Origin of the sequence: Leptospira stimsonii (assembly GCF_003545885.1) — a bacterium.
Lineage (GTDB): Bacteria > Spirochaetota > Leptospiria > Leptospirales > Leptospiraceae > Leptospira > Leptospira stimsonii.
Window position 1 is genome coordinate 553,346 of the sequence record NZ_QHCT01000003.1, and the last position, 19,460, is coordinate 572,805.

General features: G+C 43.6%; 19 protein-coding genes. 11 read left to right on the top strand and 8 right to left on the bottom strand.

Annotated features, from left to right (window positions below; genetic code table 11):
- Window position 1 precedes the first annotated feature (1 nt).
- Both DLM75_RS14010 and DLM75_RS14015 read right to left on the bottom strand, forming a co-directional pair.
- Window positions 2-787 carry an ABC transporter permease gene (locus DLM75_RS14010; protein ID WP_118969095.1) on the bottom strand — a complete coding sequence of 262 codons (786 nt, stop codon included), beginning with the start codon at window positions 785-787 and terminating at the stop codon, window positions 2-4.
- Window positions 784-1,761, bottom strand: coding sequence for an ABC transporter ATP-binding protein (locus DLM75_RS14015; protein WP_118969096.1), 978 nt, complete (start codon window positions 1,759-1,761; stop codon window positions 784-786). The genes DLM75_RS14010 and DLM75_RS14015 overlap by 4 nt, the downstream gene beginning before the upstream one ends.
- A gap of 121 nt (window positions 1,762-1,882) precedes the next feature.
- Here DLM75_RS14015 and DLM75_RS14020 point away from each other — a divergent pair, with 121 nt between their 5' ends.
- Entirely contained in the window at window positions 1,883-3,259 is a 1,377-nt protein-coding gene (locus tag DLM75_RS14020; RefSeq protein WP_118969097.1) for a class I SAM-dependent RNA methyltransferase, read from the top strand.
- 42 nt (window positions 3,260-3,301) lie between these two features.
- On the opposite strand, the gene DLM75_RS14025 is transcribed toward DLM75_RS14020, so the two are convergent.
- Both DLM75_RS14025 and DLM75_RS14030 read right to left on the bottom strand, forming a co-directional pair.
- On the bottom strand, window positions 3,302-4,444 hold the full coding sequence (locus DLM75_RS14025) for a hypothetical protein (RefSeq protein ID WP_118969098.1): 1,143 nt from the start codon (window positions 4,442-4,444) through the stop codon (window positions 3,302-3,304).
- Complete coding sequence (locus tag DLM75_RS14030) at window positions 4,438-4,767, bottom strand: hypothetical protein (protein WP_118969099.1); 330 nt, start codon at window positions 4,765-4,767, stop codon at window positions 4,438-4,440. Before DLM75_RS14030 ends, DLM75_RS14025 begins: the two co-directional genes overlap by 7 nt.
- A 203-nt stretch (window positions 4,768-4,970) precedes the next feature.
- Between DLM75_RS14030 and DLM75_RS14035 the strand changes: the two genes are divergently transcribed.
- The 4 genes from DLM75_RS14035 (at window position 4,971) to DLM75_RS14050 (ending at window position 10,532) form a co-directional block, all read left to right on the top strand.
- The gene (locus tag DLM75_RS14035) at window positions 4,971-6,095 is read left to right on the top strand and encodes a SpoIID/LytB domain-containing protein (RefSeq protein WP_118969201.1); all 1,125 of its coding nucleotides are present in this window, start codon (window positions 4,971-4,973) and stop codon (window positions 6,093-6,095) included.
- A gap of 230 nt (window positions 6,096-6,325) precedes the next feature.
- Window positions 6,326-7,027, top strand: a complete 702-nt coding sequence (locus DLM75_RS14040; RefSeq protein WP_118969100.1) for an ABC transporter ATP-binding protein — start codon at window positions 6,326-6,328, stop codon at window positions 7,025-7,027.
- A 5-nt stretch (window positions 7,028-7,032) separates the two neighbouring features.
- Window positions 7,033-9,522: an FtsX-like permease family protein gene (locus DLM75_RS14045; RefSeq protein WP_118969101.1), complete on the top strand. Its 2,490-nt coding sequence runs from the start codon at window positions 7,033-7,035 to the stop codon at window positions 9,520-9,522.
- A gap of 80 nt (window positions 9,523-9,602) precedes the next feature.
- Entirely contained in the window at window positions 9,603-10,532 is a 930-nt protein-coding gene (locus DLM75_RS14050; RefSeq protein WP_118969102.1) for a hypothetical protein, read from the top strand.
- A gap of 11 nt (window positions 10,533-10,543) precedes the next feature.
- On the opposite strand, the gene DLM75_RS14055 is transcribed toward DLM75_RS14050, so the two are convergent.
- Both DLM75_RS14055 and pyrE read right to left on the bottom strand, forming a co-directional pair.
- Window positions 10,544-11,251 carry a hypothetical protein gene (locus DLM75_RS14055; RefSeq protein WP_118969103.1) on the bottom strand — a complete coding sequence of 236 codons (708 nt, stop codon included), beginning with the start codon at window positions 11,249-11,251 and terminating at the stop codon, window positions 10,544-10,546.
- Window positions 11,244-11,807 (bottom strand): orotate phosphoribosyltransferase, encoded by a 564-nt coding sequence (pyrE, locus tag DLM75_RS14060; protein ID WP_118969104.1) that lies wholly within the window; start codon window positions 11,805-11,807, stop codon window positions 11,244-11,246. The genes DLM75_RS14055 and pyrE overlap by 8 nt, the downstream gene beginning before the upstream one ends.
- A 114-nt stretch (window positions 11,808-11,921) precedes the next feature.
- Here pyrE and nadE point away from each other — a divergent pair, with 114 nt between their 5' ends.
- Window positions 11,922-13,856 (top strand): NAD(+) synthase, encoded by a 1,935-nt coding sequence (gene nadE / locus DLM75_RS14065; RefSeq protein ID WP_118969105.1) that lies wholly within the window; start codon window positions 11,922-11,924, stop codon window positions 13,854-13,856.
- Window positions 13,857-13,858: 2 nt separating this feature from the next.
- Here the strand turns inward: nadE and DLM75_RS14070 are convergent, their stop codons facing one another.
- On the bottom strand, window positions 13,859-14,170 hold the full coding sequence (locus tag DLM75_RS14070; RefSeq protein ID WP_118969202.1) for a HigA family addiction module antitoxin: 312 nt from the start codon (window positions 14,168-14,170) through the stop codon (window positions 13,859-13,861).
- 585 nt (window positions 14,171-14,755) lie between these two features.
- Window positions 14,756-15,457, bottom strand: a complete 702-nt coding sequence (locus DLM75_RS14080) for an LIC_20245 family lipoprotein (RefSeq protein WP_118969107.1) — start codon at window positions 15,455-15,457, stop codon at window positions 14,756-14,758.
- A gap of 121 nt (window positions 15,458-15,578) precedes the next feature.
- Here DLM75_RS14080 and DLM75_RS14085 point away from each other — a divergent pair, with 121 nt between their 5' ends.
- The 5 genes from DLM75_RS14085 (at window position 15,579) to DLM75_RS14105 (ending at window position 19,460) form a co-directional block, all read left to right on the top strand.
- Window positions 15,579-16,319 (top strand): LIC11073 family putative lipoprotein, encoded by a 741-nt coding sequence (locus DLM75_RS14085; RefSeq protein ID WP_118969108.1) that lies wholly within the window; start codon window positions 15,579-15,581, stop codon window positions 16,317-16,319.
- Complete coding sequence (rsmI, locus tag DLM75_RS14090; RefSeq protein ID WP_118969109.1) at window positions 16,316-17,083, top strand: 16S rRNA (cytidine(1402)-2'-O)-methyltransferase; 768 nt, start codon at window positions 16,316-16,318, stop codon at window positions 17,081-17,083. The genes DLM75_RS14085 and rsmI overlap by 4 nt, the downstream gene beginning before the upstream one ends.
- A gap of 12 nt (window positions 17,084-17,095) precedes the next feature.
- The gene (locus DLM75_RS14095) at window positions 17,096-17,419 is read left to right on the top strand and encodes a flagellar biosynthesis anti-sigma factor FlgM (protein WP_118969110.1); all 324 of its coding nucleotides are present in this window, start codon (window positions 17,096-17,098) and stop codon (window positions 17,417-17,419) included.
- A gap of 82 nt (window positions 17,420-17,501) precedes the next feature.
- Window positions 17,502-18,668 carry an iron-containing alcohol dehydrogenase gene (locus tag DLM75_RS14100; RefSeq protein WP_118969111.1) on the top strand — a complete coding sequence of 389 codons (1,167 nt, stop codon included), beginning with the start codon at window positions 17,502-17,504 and terminating at the stop codon, window positions 18,666-18,668.
- A 471-nt stretch (window positions 18,669-19,139) separates the two neighbouring features.
- Window positions 19,140-19,460 carry a bactofilin family protein gene (locus tag DLM75_RS14105; RefSeq protein ID WP_118969112.1) on the top strand — a complete coding sequence of 107 codons (321 nt, stop codon included), beginning with the start codon at window positions 19,140-19,142 and terminating at the stop codon, window positions 19,458-19,460.

Sequence of the window (19,460 nt, forward strand, 5' to 3'; positions counted from 1 at the left end):
ATCAACCTCCCGCCAATTCGAGTCGTTTCAATCCGGAAAGATAGATTGCAGAAGCCGCAACCGTAAGAATTCCGATCATCAAAAAGTATCGCACAATCAACTCTCCGAATTCCATTCCGATCGATTGCGATGTCAAAACTTGAGTCGGATAATAATATAGATAAGCGAATGGAAGCCAGGAGGAAACGTTTCTCAAAAATTCGGGAAAAAGATCTAACGGAATCACGGAACCCGAAAACAAAGTAATCAGTGCAAAATAAAGCAAAAAGAAAGAAAAAATTTCCGTAAAATAGAAAGACAAAGATGAAATCATAAATCCGATCAAAAAGAAGATCAGGAACGCAAGAAAATAAACAAACAAAAAGGAGAAGACGGCTTCAGGATTCGGAGTAAACCTAAGTTCTAAAAATGCGAAGGAGAGAATCAAAAGAGGAAGCGATCTGGAAAGGAGATGATAAACGCTCACTCCTATCGTATCAGCGAAAACGATTAAGGGGAATCGAATCGGTTTCAAAAGATCGAAGACGATGGTTCCATTCTTGATTTTTGAGGAAACAAGTCCGTCTTGTCGTCCGAAAGAAACCTTGATCAAAGTGGATAAAACGGCGTAGAGAATCAAAGACTCTCTGGTTCGACCTCCTTCCAATCCTTTTCCCGAAACCGATTGCCAAACGGAAGTCAGAATCGCAAGATACAAAACCGCATTGAGAACCCCGGTAAAGTATTCGAGTCGATACGTGGAAGATCTTTGGAAGGCTTTGGAAATAACTTTTAGATAAAGCGTCAAGGTTTTTCCCCATAGATCTGTTTGATAACGGCGCCAAGATCCGGTTTTTTGAAATTGATTTCAGTAATTTCCAGGCCGGAAGAACTCAAAAAAGAAAGGAGTCGATTTAGGGATTCTCCCTCTTTTACAATGATGCTCGCCTGATTGGGTGTTCCGTTTTGAATCCAAGTAAACTCGGAAGGAAACTCGAGAGTCGGTTCGCCACGATATTGAATTTCGACGACGTTATCCGTTGCTCCGAGTCCTCGAAAAGAATTCAGATCTCCGTCAAAGCGAATTTTTCCGTGATCGATCAAGATGATTCTTTTTGCAAGATACTCGATGTCCTGAACATCATGCGTGGTAAGAAGAATGGTTACTTTTTCCTCCACGTTGATGGTTCTAATAAATTCCCTTACCTTCTCTTTTACGAGGACATCGAGTCCGATCGTAGGTTCGTCCAAGAACAAGACGCGAGGAAAGTGTAAGAGACTCGCCGCAATCTCTGCCTTCATCCTCTGTCCCAAACTTAACTTTCGAACTTGTTGATGAAAAAACTCCTGAAGACCGAGAAGATCGTTGAACATCTCCATTCGTTTTTTATAATCTTTACTTTCGATTTTGTAAATGGATCGCAGAAGATCAAAAGACTCTCCGACCGGAAGATCCCACCAGAGCTGGGTCTTTTGTCCGAAAACCACTCCGATCTGTTTCGAATTTTCCCTCCTATCTCTGGAAGGATCCAATCCGAAAATTCGAATTTCTCCCTGATCCGGAGTCAAAACGCCGGTCAATAATTTAATGGTGGTCGACTTTCCAGCGCCGTTCGGACCAATGTATCCCAGAAATTCTCCTGGTTGAATTTCAAAAGAGACGTTTTCAACTGCTTGAATGATTTCTTTTTTTGTGTAAAAGAGCGAGCCGATGGCTCCGAAGAGTCCAGGTTTTCTTTTGGAGATTTGAAAGGATTTCTGAAGGTTTTTGACTGTGATCAAAGAGTTTGACTCCGGTGATTTCTATCTGACCGAATCTGATTACAATGTAGAATAAAAATTTCAATTCTTCGACAAAAACAAGCGATTTACAGTACGGCTTTCGGTTCTAACTTGACCAAAAATGGAAGTCGATCCGATTGTTACAAAAAATAATTCCGTTTTGCCTTCGCAAGTGGAGAAAATTAAATCCAATCTCAGAGGAATTCTTCATTTCGAAAAAAACCAAATCGAAGTTCCCTATTCTCTACCGGGGGATACTTACAACGTTACGCTCTTTAAAAAGAAACGGAGAAAACCGAACGCCAAACTGGAGTTAGTTTCTCAGGTTCCAAGAACTTCGACTCCTCCCTGTCCAGCATTTACTCGTTGTGGGGGTTGTTCGGCCCAGCATATCCCGTATACGGAACAGTTTTTGTTGAAGACTTCTTCGCTTTCCAAAGGTTACGAAAACGACTTCGGAGTGACCCCACTCTTGATCCCGGCGGATAAAACGTACCATTACAGAAATCGAATGGACTTCTCCGTCTTTCCGGGCCCGGTCGTCGGACAAAGAGAATCGGGTTCGTTTCGATACGTGGTGGATTTAGAATCTTGTTTCATCCAAACTCAGGAAGCGAACGAAGAACTCGAACGATTTAGAAATCTCATTCTAAAATTTCCGGACCTCCCTTACGATCGCAGAGAAGATTCCGGATTCTTAAAATATCTCACCCTCCGAAAGGCAAGGAACACAACCGAGCTCATGTCCATTCTTACGTTTGTAGAAGAATTCAAGGACACGGAGGAAGAATCCAATTTCGCCGAAGCATGCAAGAAATTTCTGAAAGCAAACCATCTTCTTTTTTGTTTCAATCGAAGAAAGGGCGAAATTTCCGCGATGGGTGAAATCAAAATCCTCAGAGGAAAAGATTCTTATCTGGAACTCGTGGCGGGAAAGGAATTTCGTGTTCCCTTCGATTCCTTCTTTCAACCGAATCCGACCGGGTTTCTACCGATCTTGGATTTTATCCAAAACGAAATCCCACATTCTTGCGAACATCTCGTCGATCTCTTCTGCGGTTCCGGTTTTTTTAGTAGAATTCTCGCGGATCGTTTTCAAAAGATTACAGGAATCGATTCCATCGAAAGCTCTCTAGAGATTGCACGCAAACAGATGCAAACCGATTTTCCGGAAATTTCTTTCTCTTACCTTCGCGAAGATCTTTTTTCAAAAAAGGCAACGGAGGGATTGAAAAAACTTTTTCGATCGGAAGAGAAGATTCTCCTCATCGCGGATCCTCCCCGGGCCGGTCTAGGCGAGTTCGTGATCGAAGCGCTTAGGGATTCAAAAATTTCTTCCCTTATTTACGTTTCTTGTAATCCAAGTTCTCAGAAAGAGGATCTCTGGAAACTGAGAGATCGTTTCCATATTCAGAAAATATTGATTACCGATCCTTATCCACAAACTCCACACCTCGAATCGGTTGCCCTTCTACAATCCTTCAACACGGAGCGTTAACCTCCATCATAGTATAATTTGATGCTTCTTTATTTCAGAATATTATCTTTTCTTGATGATATGCAAGGAGCTGGACTTTACCTCTTTTTGAGTAAAATCGAATCCGAAATCGTTTTTTCGTTCCCTCATTTTTTGATACAAAACGCTTCCGCTGAATAATGCCTCAACTTCCAAAACGATCGTCTGATTCTTATTTCCGCTCGTAACTTCGGAAACACCGTTCACACCTTTGATACTTCGGATCAACCCTTTTACGTCCTTATCGACGTAGTCATCGTATGGAATCCCTTCTAGTCTAACGCGTATTAGATTACCCGGTTTCCACTTGGAAGTAATCTGGTCCCGAATTTTCGGATAGGCCTTTTCGACAGCTTTTCGAATCGCTTCTTGCGTTCCTGTTTCAGCGCTTACATGTGGGATTGCGCCGTTCGTGTTATCAGCGGCGATGATTCGGGCCGTGTTTACGTCGAAAATTTTAAATCGAAGAACCGCTTGATAGGAATGGAGTCCGCTTCCTTCGAGCTCACCTGCGTCCTTTACCTCGACTTGACCGACCAATAAAATCTGTGCTTCCATCTCTGCGGCCGCGGTGATCGCTTTACCTTCAAAAGTTTGATTTCCGTAAACTTCAATCGTCTTCCCTCCTTCTTTCGCCAAAATTCTGGAAAACTGATTTTTATCCAGGAAGTCGAATTCGGCAAATTTCTTTACAATCGCATTTTCGGATATCGTACCAAAAGAATGTCCATTCGATTTTCCTAATATTTTTTCATCGATGATCATTAAGAATTTGGGTTTTCCTAAATCTCTGTATCGTTCTTTTAATGCGTCTTCGACTGCCTTCCGATTCACCCTTCCCTTGGCGTCGGCCTCGACGAGATTTCCTGTTTTTCGAATCTCTCCGACGAATGCGAATTCGGTAACGAACCCTTCCGTCGAAGAATTGGTAATCATCTCCTGGATCCGCCCGTCAATCGTCTGCGAACTTCCTTCTATCAGTTCGCCTAAACCGTTTTCTAAAATTTTTCTTTTTGCGTTTAGCTCGAGGTCATCCAAATTGATCCCTTGAACGTTCTGAACGTATATGACTTTGTCCCTTTCACCGTTTGCATTTTGCAAAGAGGAACAAAAACTTAGAGTGAAGCAAAAAATTGCGATGGGAATGTTTTTACCAATTTTTAACATAAAGAATCCGATTCTTCTGATTTCCTTCCTTTAACCGAAGAACGAAGATCGTTCTTCCTCGCAAGGTGCGCACACATCATTCTTTTTTTAGTCGATTTTATCTTTTTCGTAAGTGTAAGAAATTGTTTCGCTTTAGCGGTTTGACCCAATTCCGCAAAAACGATCGCGAGATGGTTCTTCCTAACCACAGAACCTTCACTCTTCACCAAACCGAGTTCATCCTGAATCTCTTTGTCATGGATAAACTTTTTGAGTGCTTCTTTATCTTTGAAATCATCCGGCGATTGCTTGTGAGAAACAAACAAATTCTTTCTCGTTCCCATTCTTCAAGCAAAGGACGAGTTTTGACGAACGTTTTTCTTCTTCTTGGATTTTTAGCAAAACTTTCCAAAAAAATCGAAATTTGGAACTTTGCATTCGGATGAAACTCGGAACTACGTTCGGTTCCATTTCAAAAAAACTCTGCAGGAATTCAGAATTCACAACGATATTTAGGAGAGAGATAGACGTATCTCCAGGAATTCCAATGACCAGAAAACTAGTTTTATTCTTTCTCTTGATCTTAATTCTTTGGGAAACGGGTTGTAATACCGTCATCATCCGTCCTTGGACTCCTCCTTACAAAAGTCGATCCGTTCACGACGTCCGCGTCCTGATCGGAAAAGCCGAAGGAGACCTTCAGATTCGAGGAGAAGGAATCATCTCCGTCTATGACGCGAATGAACTTCTCATTAAAAAAGGAATCGATCTCATCACTCTCGACGTTTCTAGACTCAAGGCTCCGATTCGTTTTGTGGCCGAAGGTGCAGGCCTCGAATACAAATCCTTAAAGGTTCGCGGTTCGATCTTTGTGGTCCCTCAAACGCAAGGACCGGCGTTGATCGTAAACTCTCTTCCCTTAGAAGAATATCTCTACGCAGTGGTTCCTTCCGAAGTTCCTTATAGCTGGCCGAACGAAGCCTTGAAGGCGCAAGCGATCTGCGCAAGAACATACGCGGTCCGAGAAATCTTAAATAAAAAGAACGCTCTCTACGACGTTGAGGCCACGACAAATTCCCAGGTCTACGGAGGTTTGGAAAAAGAACATCCCTCCACAACCAAAGCCGTTCAAGACACCACGGGGGTTATGGCGGTTTACGAAGAAACTCCAATCCAAGCGTTCTTTCATTCGAATAGCGGCGGTAAGACGGAGACACCGGAAAACGTCTGGGGTGGAAAAAGAATTCCTTACCTTCCGACCGTAGCATCGGAGTTTGATCGTGCGGGAGATAATTTTTATTGGAAGGAAACGATCTCCCAAGATCTGATCGCTTCGAAGTTTTCGAATTTGAAAATCGGAGAAATCCAATCCATTCAAGTATTATCCAGAACCGGTTCCGGTCGTGTCGATCTCATGGAACTTGTGGGAAGCGAAGGAACGGCAAGAATCCGTGGGAAAGAATTTAGACAAACCCTTGGCGCGCCGGTCCGCTCTCTTCGTTTCGGAATTCAAAAAGAAGGAAACGGTTATCTCGTAAAAGGAATGGGTTCCGGTCACGGGGTGGGTTTAAGTCAATGGGGAAGTTTTGGTATGGCGAAGGAAAATTACAACTACGTCGAAATTCTAAGACACTATTATCCCGGAATCGAACTCGCGAGAATCACTCGGTAATACCCTATTCCGAAAACGATAGGCTTTTAGAATCTCCTTTCTGAAAGTCTTCGTTTCCCTCTTTTCGTTTCCTTCTGCCTCATTTTTTTTCCGGGTTTTCTTCTAAATTTCTTTTTTCTAAACGAAACGTTAGGATAGAATCAGGAGATCTTTTTTTCTTTTCAATCGGATCGGACTTTTTTTCTCTTTTCACGATCTCGTTTCCCGTATCTTCTGTCTGATCATAAGAAATGACAAACCCAATTCTCACTCAATCTAACGATTCTCGGATCCGCATTTCTCTTCTTAAAAAATCCTATCAAAGCGGAAAACTCCAAACTCCCGTTCTGAAGGGAGTCAATCTGGATATACCCAGCGAATCCGTGATCACTCTGATGGGACCTTCCGGTTCGGGTAAATCAACTTTTTTGAATATTCTTTCCGGTATCGACACACCCGATTCCGGAGAAATTTTCGTAAACGGTCATCCGCTTCATTCCATGAACGAGACCGAACTCACGAAATATCGTAGGGAACAAACCGGGATCATATTTCAATTCTTTCATCTTCTTCCTTATTTGAGCGCTCTCGAGAACGTCGCCGTTCCTCTCTACATTTCCGGCATCGGAAAAAAAGAAGCACAAAAAAAAGCGAAAGAGGCTTTGGAAAAAGTCGGACTCGAAGCGAGAATTTCGCATAAGCCGGACGAACTCTCCGGAGGGGAACAACAAAGAGTCGCGATCGCAAGAGCCGTTTGTAAAAGTCCGTCTTTGATTCTCGCCGACGAACCTACCGGAAATTTAGATACGAAGAATGCCGAAAACGTAATCCGCTTATTGATGGATCTGCAGAAAAAACAAAAATTCACGCTTCTCATCGTAACTCACGATCAAAATCTGGGTTCCCTCGGAGAATTCAAACTCAAGATGGCGGACGGGGTCTTGGTTTCTTAGAGTCAATGTCTTCACGAATCTACTTCCTGTTCTTGTTCGAATACTTTCGAAGTCATAAGTTGGCCGCTTTTTTCGCGTTAGTCGGCATCGCGCTCGGAGTCGGTCTTTTTGTCTCCACGACCGCGAACGGTATGAAAGCGGAAAAAAGTCTCACAGACTTTGCGATGGGCTATTTCCAAGGCGACTATAAGATCAAGATCACTTCCTCCCAAGGAGAACAAAATCTTCCTTCGAATTTGATTCGGGATCTTTCCTCGGATCAAGAACTGGGATGGATCGTAAAGATCGTTCCTCGTTTCCAAAAAGAAGTCATCTTAGAAGACGGAATCCGAGCCGTATTTTTAGGTTTGGACTTCTTGAAGGAAAACGACGGATGGCAAGGTTCGAAAGCCTTTGCGGCTCCGAACAACGCGGAAAACTTTGAATCGATTTACATCAGTCGAAGTTTATTTGAAAGGCTCGGTAAATCGGAAACAAAACTTCGCTCCCAATCCAAGACCTTCTTCTTAAATCATCTGAAACCGTTCGATAGCGACGGGGGTAATATTCTCCTTGAGGAAATTGAATCCGCTATGGAACGATTCGAGACAAACGGAAACGTTAGTTTTCTTTTGATCCAGCCGAGGACGTTCCATTCTTCCCAAAAACAAATCCTTGAGAAGAAGTTGGGGAATCTTTATCGAGTGGAGACGATAGACGATATCCGCGAGAAATCAGGAAACGCACTTCGATCCTTTCAACTCAATCTTCTCGTGATCTCCTTTATTTCCCTCATCATCGCTTTTTTTATGGTATCGAATACGATGTCGGGTTTGTATATCGCTCGAGAGAAAGAACTCGGAATTCTAAAAACGATGGGCTTAAGCGCGGGTCACACGTTTCTTCTATTCGTATCGCAGGCAGTACTTCTGGGATTTGTGGGAAGTATTTTGGGTTTGGGGCTTGGATTCTTTTTTTCAAGATTGGATTTTTTTAGTCCGGAAGCCGCGTCCTCAGATCTTTCTTACGTCAAGACCTATCGATCGATTCCTTCTACGATTTGGATTTTGGGATTGAGCATTGGAATCTTCGGTTCTTTTTTATCCGCCGCCTTTCCCTCCTTGCGTGCCGGAAAAATTTCTCCGGTGACAATCCTCCGAGAATCCTCTTCCGGAAACAACCGAGTGCCGGAAAAAAAACTTCTTACCTTTGGAATTTTTCTTTTGGTCGTATTTATCGGAATCGCATTCATTCCTCTTCGTTGGAGATTCCCGATCACGGGTCTTTTGGGAATCGGCGGAATCGTAATCGGTGTCACGCTTTGTTTTCCTTGGATCTTTCGGACGATCACGACTTTTTTCTTTCGCATCATGGAGGGTTCTGATCGATCCTTTGTCTTTATGAGGGTCGGCATGGAAGAAACAAAAAATCAGCCTCTTCGAAACACGCTGACTTCGGCGACTTTGATGCTCGCGACTTCCCTCGTCGTTTGTCTTTCCATTCTGACGGACAGTTACCGAAGATCTCTCAACGACTGGGTGGATTCCGAATTTCCAGCCGAACTTACAGTCATCAACACGGAGAATCTCGCCGCCGGAATCCACGGAGGAGTTCCGATTTCGTTGTTAAACGAACTGGCAAAACTTCCCGAAGTAAAATCTCTCGACGGTTTTTGCGTAAATACGAGAATTGAAACGGATCGAGGGAACTTTACGATTCATGCATATACTTTTTCCACTTACGATCATACGGATTCCGCCGAGAAATTGGCAACAAAGGAGAATGAAATTCTAATTTCTTCAAACATGGCCTATCTGCAAAACTTTCAAATCGGAGATCCTTTGCTTCTTTCCACAAAATTCGGAAAGCAGGAATTTCGGATTCGCGGAATCAAAGAACATTTTTTTTCCGAACGTGGAACGATCATGATGGATATCAAAAATTACGATCGTTTTTTCGGACTGAGCGGATACAACTCGATCAAAATTTTTCTAAAAGAACCTGAGAAAGAAAAAGAATCTGCGACTGCGATTTCAAAAATAATAACGCAATATCCTTCTTTGAAATTGTTGAATTCAAAGGAACTGAGAGAGATCTATACGGAGGGAGTAGATAAAGTGTTTGGCGTTCTCAATACTCTCAAAGCGACCGCGTTTCTCATTGCTATGATATCCTTGGTTTCCTCTCTTCTTCATAACCTGATCTCCAAAAAAATGACGTTAGGGATTCTTAAATACTTGGGAGCGGATCACAAACAACTCGGTAAAATTCTTTTGACCGAGAGCGTTTTTCTCACGGTCCTTTCGACCTGTTTCGGCATTCTTCTTGCGTTTCTTTTATCCCCGATCGTTCTCTACGTGATCAACAAAAACGCCTTCGGATGGACCCTCACATTCACCGTAACTCCGGAGGTCTCCGTCTTCTTCCTTGTTCTTTCCCCGATCCTCGGAATTCTTTCGGCCTTGGTTCCGTTGTATACTCTGCGAAAACTCGGATTTCGAATCAGTCAAGAATGATTTCAACCGAACGACTTGGAAACTCTTGTGAAAACCAACTTGATCGTAGAAGAACTTTCGATTAGGATGTTCCCACCGTTATGAAGAGCCTGACAGACGTTGCCTTAGAAATCGCATCCGAGATTCGGAAAGTCAATCTTCAAGACGACGAAAAAATACCCACTTCCGATACCTTCATCAAGGATCTGATGTCTCTTTATTCAAGGGAACCGGAAGATCTTCGCAATATCATAGAAGCGCTACGCGAAGCGAAAGTTATCTTTGTTATAAAGATCGTATTACCCGAAGAAAGGGCCAACAAGTTAAGTGATCCGGGAGTGGACGCATATGCGTATGCGGATCTGAAAATTCTTACCGACCTAAAATATTACTCCGAGAAAAAATTAGAACGCCTATACGAGTCGACCTACTACAAGAAAAAATCTCCTTCCCTCATCGCAAGAGAACTCTTTCCGAAAATCCGTGAACTGAACAACACTCCGATCGGAAGAATCGTAAACATCTCCGTGATGCTTGAAGAATTCATTCGGATGATGAACAACAATCCGAACGACTTCATTGACGAGTTCAGAACACAAGCCTTGGAGGAGATCCTCGTCTCGAAGGGAAGCAGTCCGTCCGAAGGAAAGGATATCGGAGACGAAACAGCGCCTTCTTCTTTCTCCAGCACCTTCAGCCCAGTTCCTTCTCAACGCGCGTCGGATCGAATCGATCCGTTAAACAACGTCAATCCGAACAGCCCTTGGGGAAGAATGGTTTCGAAATTCTCCATTGACTTTCTTCTTCGTGTTCACCTTAGAAAATGTGAATTCGAAACGATCCGAAGATTGATCATCACAGGAAAAGTCGGAGAAGAGGAACAACTACGTTTGGTCCGTGATACCCTGTTAAAAATGGAAAAGAACATCCACGTCGACAAGGTGCTCGCTACCTACCTGGAAGAAATGGTGGAACTAAGACGACTCACTCAGAGGAAAATCAACCTTATCGGGAAATCGAAAATCCTCTGAGAAAATTCACATTAGAAAAGCTTTAAGTAAATCGCACACTGGGCGATCAAAAGCGCGCCTAAAAGAAAAACCCAACGCCGTTTTGCGGAAAACGCCATCTTGATTTTATCCTCCGGATAATAGATCGCCACAAGAAGTGCGTTCACGTTACCAACGAGATAAAAAGATTCGATCTTGATTCCGAAGGGTTTATAAAACGAACCTGCGAGAACGGCAAAAGAAGGGATAAAATACAAAAGGGTTTTGGGTTGAAAAAAGCCACCCTTGTTTTCGGTTCGAATCGTTTTTTTTCCGGTGTATTTTTCTATCTCCGCTTGAAACAAGTCAGGCTCCAGAATGTTGAGAACGGGGATCTGATCCTCTTTTGTAGAAATCAAAAAACGATCATAAGAACGAAACACATCCCTTTCGATCGATACGACCGACTTGAGTTTTGTTTCCAGGGATTGTCCTTTGGAATTGAAGAGGGTCAATGAATTCGGACTCAACTGGATCTTCGCGCCTTCCAAAACCCGAAGTTGTCTTGAAAAATTTCTATAAAGAAGGAAAGCGAGAAATATCGAAAGAAGACCGAAAATTCTCACGAAGTCCGTTCTTCCCTCTTCCGGAACCTTTAGAAAGTTCCACGCCAAAAAGGAAAGATACAAAAGAATCACGGCAAAAGAACGAAGAAGAAGATTTCTGCGAAATCTCGGGGAATCATATAAGAATTCACGCATGTTCTAAATTACCAAAATCAGATTTTTTGAATATGGGAAAAATCTGAACTCCTTCGGCGAGGATCGCCTCCATCCCGCCTTCCTGACGATCGAGGATACAAATGCCTTGGGTGACTTCGATTCCTGCGTCCCTTAGACTTCGGATCGCTTGGATCGTGGAACCTCCGGTTGTAATCACGTCGTCCACGACGACGCAGGACTTGATCGTGTGCACCGCGCCTTCGACCAGCTTTTTGGTCCCGTGTTCTTTGGAGGTTTTGCGGATGATCAACGGATAGACGTTTTTATTTTGTTTTCTAAATTCAAGACTGATTCCGTAACAGATCGGATCGGCTCCCATGGTAAGTCCGCCAAAGGCTTCCGGTTTTGTGATCCCCACCTGTGGAAGGTGTTCGTCAACGATGAATTTGCAGAGAAGTTCCAGACGATCCGGAACCAGAGTGATTTCCTTACAGTTAAAATAGTGCCTGGATAGTTTTCCGGAAGCGAGAGTAAAGGGTTGTTCGGAATAACGATACGCGTGATGGCGAATGAGGTCCAAAAGATCTTGTTTCATAAAGAGTTCTCGTTCTTTTTTATAAATATTTTTAACCAGAATCCGAAATAGAAAGAATCTGGAAAACCGGAAAAAACACTTTCAAAAGGAGTTCGAACCTGAATTCTGTAAATCATGCAGTCAGTGAGACTTACGTCCGTTTCTCTCAAAACTCGAGTCCTGGATTTTTCGGGGAACTTTGCAAAAATCAAAAAAGTCCTGGAGAAGGAAAAAGATTCCGATCTGATCTTATTCCCGGAACTCTGTATCTCCGGTTATGGTTGCGAGGATTCGTTTTTTTTTCCGAGAGTCTGGAAAGAATCTTGGGAAACTCTCAATAAACTACTCCCGTTCACCGAGAATAAGATCGTCGTAGTCGGCTTACCTATATTCCAAAATCCTTATCTATTCAATTGTTCCGCCGTACTTTGCAACGGTGCGATCGCAGGAATCGTACCCAAATCCAATCTTGCAACCACGGGAGTTCACTACGAAAATCGATGGTTTGCAAAAGGAGAAGAAGCTCAGGAGAATCTAGTCGCACCGGACGGGTCTGCGATTCCCTTCGGATCTCTGATCTTTGAAACCGATCATTTTTCATTCGGAGTCGAGATCTGTGAAGATTCCTGGGTATTACAAAAACCTTCTCTTACTCTTTCCGAATCGGGAACCGATCTCATTCTTTCACCGGGCGCTTCTCACTTCGCCTTCGGAAAACAAAGAATTCGGAGACAGATTTTTAAGGAAAGTTCGAGAAGAGAGTCTAACGTGTATCTTTTTTCCAATCTCTGCGGAAACGAATCCGGAAGATTGATCTTCGAGGGCGGTTCCTTAGTCGTACAAAACGGAAATCTGATCGCAGAATCGCAACGATTGTTCTTCGGAGATTTTCAGGTTTGTTCTTCGGAGATCGATTTCGATGCTTCCAGGTCCGATCGTGCGAGAAACTTTCGACCTTCGGGAAACCGCTCCCAGAAAAATCGAACCGAAGAAGACAATCGAATCTATCTTGGAATCCAATTCAAAGAAAGAAAACCGAAAATCCAGCGTTCTATCGCCGAACCTTTCCTTTCCAAAGAGGAAGAATCGTACGTCGACTTCACGAGAGCGGTCGCTTTGGGATTGTTCGATTATCTGATCCAATCGAAGACAAAAGGATATACCCTATCACTCTCGGGAGGCGCGGACAGCGCGACCTGCGCCTTACTGGTCACCGCGATGAAAAAAATCGCAAAACAAGAATTAGGTGAAAATTTCTTCGAGGCAAAGGGAATTCCCGAAAAGGAAATTCTTTCCACGCTTTATCAGGCAACGAAGAATAATTCGGAAAGAACGAGATCTCTCGCCGCGGAACTCGCGAAGGATTTACAGACGATTCACGGAGATTTGACGATCGACGAAGAAGTGAAAACGATCACTGAAAAAATCTCCAAGGTTACCGGAATTTCCCTGAGTTGGGAAAAACACAATCTGGTTCTACAAAATATTCAGGCCAGGGTACGTTCCCCGATTATCTGGATGCTTGCGAATTTAAACGGACATCTTCTACTTTCTACCGGAAATCGAAGTGAAGCTAGCGCGGGTTATACGACGATGGATGGAGATTCTTCCGGTTCCGTGGCGCCTCTGACGGGTGTCAGTAAGGAATTCATTCTAAACTGGATGCGGTTCGTTGCGGAAGGAAAGGATCCGATTCTTCCTTCCTTTCCTTCGGTCAAGGAAATCGTTCTTTCTCCTCCTAGCGCGGAGTTAAAACCTCTTGAAGACAAACAGGAAGACGAAAAAGATTTAATGCCCTATTCTCTATTACAAAAAATCGAGGAACTTTTTGTAGTGCGAGGAGCGGGGTATGCGGAGATCGTTCAACTTCTTTCCCACGAACCCGAGGTTCAAAAACTTCCTTCCGGTTATTTGGAAGAAAGCGTTCGGAAATACATCCAACTGTTTCACCGAAATCAATGGAAACGAGAAAGACTTCCTCCTTCGTTTCATCTGGACGAATACGGACTCGATCCAAAATCGAGTTTTCGATTTCCCATTCTTTCCGAAGAAAAGGGTTCTGGAATTTAGGATCAAACCACTCTTAGATCGGTAGGTTTGATTCTATCGTATTCTTTTCCTTTGATTCGTACGAGTTCTTCGAGATAGAAATCCATCCGGTAGTTGAGTGAGAAATCCGGAGTCATCTTAAAATACTTTGCAAGCCGGAGCGCCCGATCCGGCGTGATCGATTTTTTGCGATAGATGATCTGAGAGATGAGACTTTCGGAAACTCCAATGTCTTTGGATAAACGATCTGCGGACAAGGACATCGGTTCTAAAAAATCAAACTTCAATACTTCTCCTGGATGCGGATCGGATTCTCTTCTGTTTTTTATTTTCATGACGTAAACCTCGTACGAGGCACTATTTACCAAATTCTTCGCGAAAAAAAAACGAATCAAAAAGTCAGTGATAAGACGATCTGAACTTCGTGCGGCCCCTTGTCTTTCCGGAGAAAACAAATTCTCCACTGATCTTTGAATCGAATGGAGTATTTTCCTTTTCGATCTCCTTTCAAAACTTCCAGTCGATTTCCGGGTGACTTTTTAAATCCAAGAAAATCTTTGCAGAGTCGAGAAAACGAAGTTTTCTTCCGGCGACGTCTTCAAAGGCGCGATATTCTTTCGGAGACGATCCGTCGGGGACGGATTAGCCTATCTCCGAAAGATTGAATCCTCTTTCTTTACGCGAAGCAAGGCAAAACATATGGAATCCGTTTTTTCTTCCGAATGAACCGGAAAAAATGGTTCATTAGAAAAATAGAATGTTTTTTAGACAGAATATTTCTTTTGTAAAAATAGTTGAAATCGGACTTCAAGTCCGGAGGAGATAAAAATGTAGAGCGATGTTTTGATTTTTGAAATGGAGGAAACAATCCAACATCGGCAGAGAATCAAAGACCGACGTTGGATTCAACGATTTGCTTTTTAGAAACCCGCTTGTTTGAATGCGTTTTCCTTATCTCTTTGAACCTGTTGGAGTTGGTTCTTGATCGATTCCTGGATATTTTGGAGTTTCTTTTCTGTCTCTTCCTCTCCCGAACCTTTTTGAAGATCCACAAGATAGTTGATGATATCCATTCTATCCTGGGTTTGTTTTTCCATATGATTGTAGTAAGAACGGATCTGAGTGGGAGAAGCAGTTCTCGCGTAGACGTTTCTTGCGGCCTCGGCAATCTGATTCTCTTCTTGCTTCTTGGCTTCTCTTTCCGCGGCGTTCAACTTTTTAGGAACGAGGGAGTTGTTCGGAAAACGTTCCCTCAATTGCGCGAAACGTTCCATCTCGTCGTTTGTATACGGTTTGTTTGTCTGAGGATTGATCGGATTATCGGGGTCGGCCGCGTTCGGATCTGCTTCCTTTGTTTCTCCTTTTTCCGATTCTATGTATTCCCCTTTTCCTGCTTTGTAAAAAGAAGAATCGAAGATGGAATCGTTGGTCCTTCCTCCGGAAGAGCCGGACGAAGAAGAGGAAGAACTTCCTCCACCACCGAGAAGAAGAGCGACGCTGTCGGCCTCTCTGTTTTTCTTTTCTCTTTCCGAAGGATCGTCGGAAGAAAAAAGGATCCAAATCAGGGCAACGAGGGCTACGGAAATACCGGAATAGAGGACGATTTTACGAATGCTGACCAAGGGTTGTTCTCCGGAAGAATTCAGGAAATTTTGATTGTAAGACCGCTGTTCTAGGAAATTCTATCCTGGAAGCGGATCCTTTTCAAATTTTTAAGAATTTGCATCCGAAGCAAGATAAAAAATGTCTTCTAAAACACTGCATCCAGCGATTCTTTCCACCCTCTTAGCGACGTTTCTTTTTTTCGGATGTGGTCAGAATACCGAGACGGCCCAATCCCCTTTTGTTTTTATTTCTCCCGTGGGAGTTCCACAGTTTTTGAGCGTTCTCGCAGTGAACGAGGGAATCACGGACAAGGCGGTCAAGGATACGGATTTCGTTTCCGAACCGAATAGCTACAAACCAGAATACCTGATCCGCTATTACATTACGAATGGGGAACCTCAGTTCGTAGGTTATAATCTTTATATCACGACCGCGGCCCCTTCCGTAGCGGAAACCTTAGCCGGTGGAAACATCTATCTTGAAAACGGAGTTCAGCCTTCTTTTCCACACCTCGCGTCAGAGGCTTCCACAAGTTCTACAAGACTACAAACCCATCGTGTTCTTAACCAAGTTCCTCCACCGGGAGTGTTTCCGTTCATCAAATGCGAAATTTATACGTTCACGTTGAGAGCTCTTTTGAACAACGGAATCTTTTCCAATCCTTCGACCGCCGTTCGTATGTGCTCTTCTTCCCGTCCTTATCTTTGCCCCGTGGGATCGAGTTGTAATCCTTCGGAATGCAATACTGCCTCTTGTAGCACTACGGTAAAACAAAACTGTCCCGTGGGAACTCTCTGCAATCCTTGTCTGATCGCCGGCGCAGAAGAAACTGGATGTGCTTGCCCATCCGGCGTTTCTCCTCCCGGCTGTAATCTATGAGTGTAGAGGAAGAATTCGAAGAACCTTCCTCGGAAGAAATTCCACTCCAACCGGGAACGCTCTACGTCGTTTCCACGCCGATCGGGAACTTGGAAGACCTCACTTTTCGAGCCCTTCGCATTCTTAAGAATACGAATCGAATTCTCTGTGAGAACGCGGGACATTCCCGAAGACTTCTGAAACACTACGGGATCGATAGGCCGGCTTCCACGCTTTATAAGGATCAGTCTGCGGTTCCTTACGCAGGACTTCTGGAAGAATTGAGAGAAGGAAAGAATTTTGCTCTGATTTCGGACGCCGGAGCGCCCGGGGTTTCCGATCCGGGTTCTCATCTCGTAAGAATGGTGCGGGAAGCGGGACTCAAAGTCACACCGGTTCCCGGAGCGAGCGCCCTGACAGCGTTACTCTCCATCTCCGGTTGGCAGGCGAACCCGTTTTTGTTTCTGGGATTTGTGTCCGAGAAAAAAGGAAAAAAAAGGAATCAACTGGGAGAATGGAAAGAGTTCGAAGGATTGATTATGATCTTCGAATCGGTGCATCGAATCGGCGATACAATTGACGCAGTAAAAGAAATTTTTCCAGATGGGGAATTCCTGATCGGGCGGGAAATGACCAAAATTCACGAAGAAATTCTTCATTATTCTCCCCATTCCGAAGGAAAACTCAAGGAATTTGCCCGAAAGGGTGAATTTGTGGTTTTAATCAATACGAATCGGAAAAAAATGCTTAAAGGCTCTCTTGGATCGGCCGATAGAATTCAGTAGAGGTAAGAAATCATGACTATCGATAAAATCGGTGGGATCGGCGGAAGCGGATACGAACCGAAAAGAACCACTCCGGTTAAAAAAGCGGAATCAAAAGAGACTTTTGATAACGTTTCTATTTCCGATACCGCAAAACAAAAAGCATCCGAAGCAAGACTTCAGGCTGAAGTACAAACAATCGCTCGTAAAATTCTTTCCACTCCGGAAGAATCGGATCGTTCCGTGAAATTAAAAGAAGTCAAAGAAAAACTCAAAAACGGAGACTACGACAATCTGAGTTCCGACGTGCTAAACACGATCGCTGACAGAATTTCTGAGACCATGTTAGGTCAATAATAACGTTACGGAAGACTGATTTTTACCTCTATTTAAATTAGAACGATTCCGAGTCACTAGGTTACTCTGGGGGACGACGACGATGCCGATACTCCCCGATTGGGTTAATTACACATTTCCACCAAAAATCCACTTTGAAGCAGACTGCGGTTACAAAGTGGGCAACTTCGTAAAAAACATTGGGACGAGAACCGTCATTTTTTCCACTCAACAAGAGCTGGAAAATATGGACGAACTTTCCATCATCAAGACCAGTTTAGAAAAACATATCGACGGAGTGATTCTCTACGACGATATCGTAAAACAACCCACGCTGGAAGAATTGGATACGGCCGCATACTTTGCGAAGATTGCGAACGCAGATTGTATCATAGGTTACGGCTCTTACGAATCCATAAGTATGGCGAAAATCATCGCCCTTCTAATTACTAACGACATCTTCGCCGAAGAGATGTTAAACGATAAGAAATCGAAATTAAGAAAACCCCTTCCTCTCATTTTGATTCCGACTCATCCAGTTTTCGGTTTGGAATGTTCTCCGATTTCAACGGTTCTTTTGGGAGAAGATAAGATTATCAGATATTTCTCCCACGAACTTCTTTTTCCGGAACTGATCATCGCTGACCCTAAAATTTCCTCCTTTATGAGCTCTTCCGATATTTCGAAAGTTGGAGTGGGAATTTTGGCCGCCGCGGTGGACACGATTCTTTCCAAATTTTCCACCGAGTTGACGATTTCTTCTGCGCTGAGAGCGATCGAACTTCTCCAGAAAAACCTGATACCTTCGATCAGAGACCCGAAGAATATAACCTACAAAAACGGTCTTTATGCGGCGAGTCTTTTGACCGGGATCGCGCAGTCTTCCAGCTCCTTAGGACTCTGCTTTGCTCTTTCATTAGCAAGTTCGAATATTACAAATTTAGATATCTTCCAATCCATGTCCATCCTCCTTCCCCACGTGATGGAATACAACCTGACTTCCTCAGCGGGTAAATACGTGATGATCGCAAGGGCCTTAGACGAAGACATCACGAACATTTCCGTGATCGAAGCCGCTATCAAAGCCGTAGAAGGAATTCGGAAGATTTTTATAGAACTCAAAATTCCCCAGAGATTGTCCGAATACGAAGTGAGAAAGATGGACCTTCCTTTGATCGCAAACATCGCGGCTTCGTTTCCCTTTTTGGATTCTCTTCCAAGAGAACTTCCGAAAAACGAAATCGAGACAATTTTGGTCGCGGCGTTCTAAGAATTCATTTTTAAAAAAGGTTTGAATCGACCCTCGAGAAACTTTTTTTCCGGAGAATCTTTTGTCTTCCGAGGTTTGTCGGAGTTCCTACAAAGGGAATTTTACTTGCGAAATTAGAATTTTGTGATATAGGAAAGTCTCCCGAGTTTTTTTCCGCCCCCCACCCCTCCACCCAAATTTTGGGTGGGGCACGAAACTGTCACGGAAGAGCGTCGGAGTTCCTACAAAATTCTCCTTGAGATTCAAGTCTGCCTTCAAATCAGGAAATGACCCGACCAGGATCGCGGATTGGCTTTCACGGTAAAAACGGTCGAAGTTACGACTTTGATTCCGACAAAAAAAATCCCAAAAAACGCCACGAGGATTCGTCTTCAAGAACCGTCTTAGAACGGAAGGGAAAAGGAAAAGGCGGCCTCAAACCGGAAAAAAACATTTGAATCTGCCTCTCTTCCTCTAAAACTTGGAGACAGAATGAGCGACGAACACATCGATACAATCATCGGAGACGATATCCAATTCAGAGGAAAATTGAAATTCAGCAATTCCCTGAAAATCAAAGGCAACTTCAAAGGAACGATCGAAACGACCGGAAGGCTCGTGGTCGGAGACACGGGAGAAGTGGAAGCCGACATTCAGACCGGAACCCTCGAAGTAGAAGGCGCATTGAAAGGAAACGTTTCCGCAAATGAAAAGGTTTCCATTCGCAAAACCGGCAAAGTGATCGGAGACGTTCGCACGCCTGATTTAGAAATAGAATCCGGAGCAAAATTTAGCGGCAACAGCGCAATGTAA

Excerpts from the sequence above, each read along its gene's own strand:
- DLM75_RS14070 (WP_118969202.1), bottom strand. The coding sequence starts at position 14,170 with ATGAAAATAAAAAACAGAAGAGAATCCGATCCGCATCCAGGAGAAGTA.
- DLM75_RS14020 (WP_118969097.1), top strand. The coding sequence starts at position 1,883 with ATGGAAGTCGATCCGATTGTTACAAAAAATAATTCCGTTTTGCCTTCG.
- DLM75_RS14105 (WP_118969112.1), top strand. The coding sequence starts at position 19,140 with ATGAGCGACGAACACATCGATACAATCATCGGAGACGATATCCAATTC.
- DLM75_RS14085 (WP_118969108.1), top strand. The coding sequence starts at position 15,579 with ATGTCTTCTAAAACACTGCATCCAGCGATTCTTTCCACCCTCTTAGCG.
- nadE (WP_118969105.1), top strand. The coding sequence starts at position 11,922 with ATGCAGTCAGTGAGACTTACGTCCGTTTCTCTCAAAACTCGAGTCCTG.
- DLM75_RS14045 (WP_118969101.1), top strand. The coding sequence starts at position 7,033 with ATGTCTTCACGAATCTACTTCCTGTTCTTGTTCGAATACTTTCGAAGT.
- DLM75_RS14050 (WP_118969102.1), top strand. The coding sequence starts at position 9,603 with ATGAAGAGCCTGACAGACGTTGCCTTAGAAATCGCATCCGAGATTCGG.
- DLM75_RS14095 (WP_118969110.1), top strand. The coding sequence starts at position 17,096 with ATGACTATCGATAAAATCGGTGGGATCGGCGGAAGCGGATACGAACCG.
- DLM75_RS14035 (WP_118969201.1), top strand. The coding sequence starts at position 4,971 with ATGACCAGAAAACTAGTTTTATTCTTTCTCTTGATCTTAATTCTTTGG.
- DLM75_RS14100 (WP_118969111.1), top strand. The coding sequence starts at position 17,502 with ATGCCGATACTCCCCGATTGGGTTAATTACACATTTCCACCAAAAATC.
- pyrE (WP_118969104.1), bottom strand. The coding sequence starts at position 11,807 with ATGAAACAAGATCTTTTGGACCTCATTCGCCATCACGCGTATCGTTAT.
- DLM75_RS14025 (WP_118969098.1), bottom strand. The coding sequence starts at position 4,444 with ATGTTAAAAATTGGTAAAAACATTCCCATCGCAATTTTTTGCTTCACT.
- rsmI (WP_118969109.1), top strand. The coding sequence starts at position 16,316 with ATGAGTGTAGAGGAAGAATTCGAAGAACCTTCCTCGGAAGAAATTCCA.
- DLM75_RS14030 (WP_118969099.1), bottom strand. The coding sequence starts at position 4,767 with ATGGGAACGAGAAAGAATTTGTTTGTTTCTCACAAGCAATCGCCGGAT.
- DLM75_RS14040 (WP_118969100.1), top strand. The coding sequence starts at position 6,326 with ATGACAAACCCAATTCTCACTCAATCTAACGATTCTCGGATCCGCATT.
- DLM75_RS14055 (WP_118969103.1), bottom strand. The coding sequence starts at position 11,251 with ATGCGTGAATTCTTATATGATTCCCCGAGATTTCGCAGAAATCTTCTT.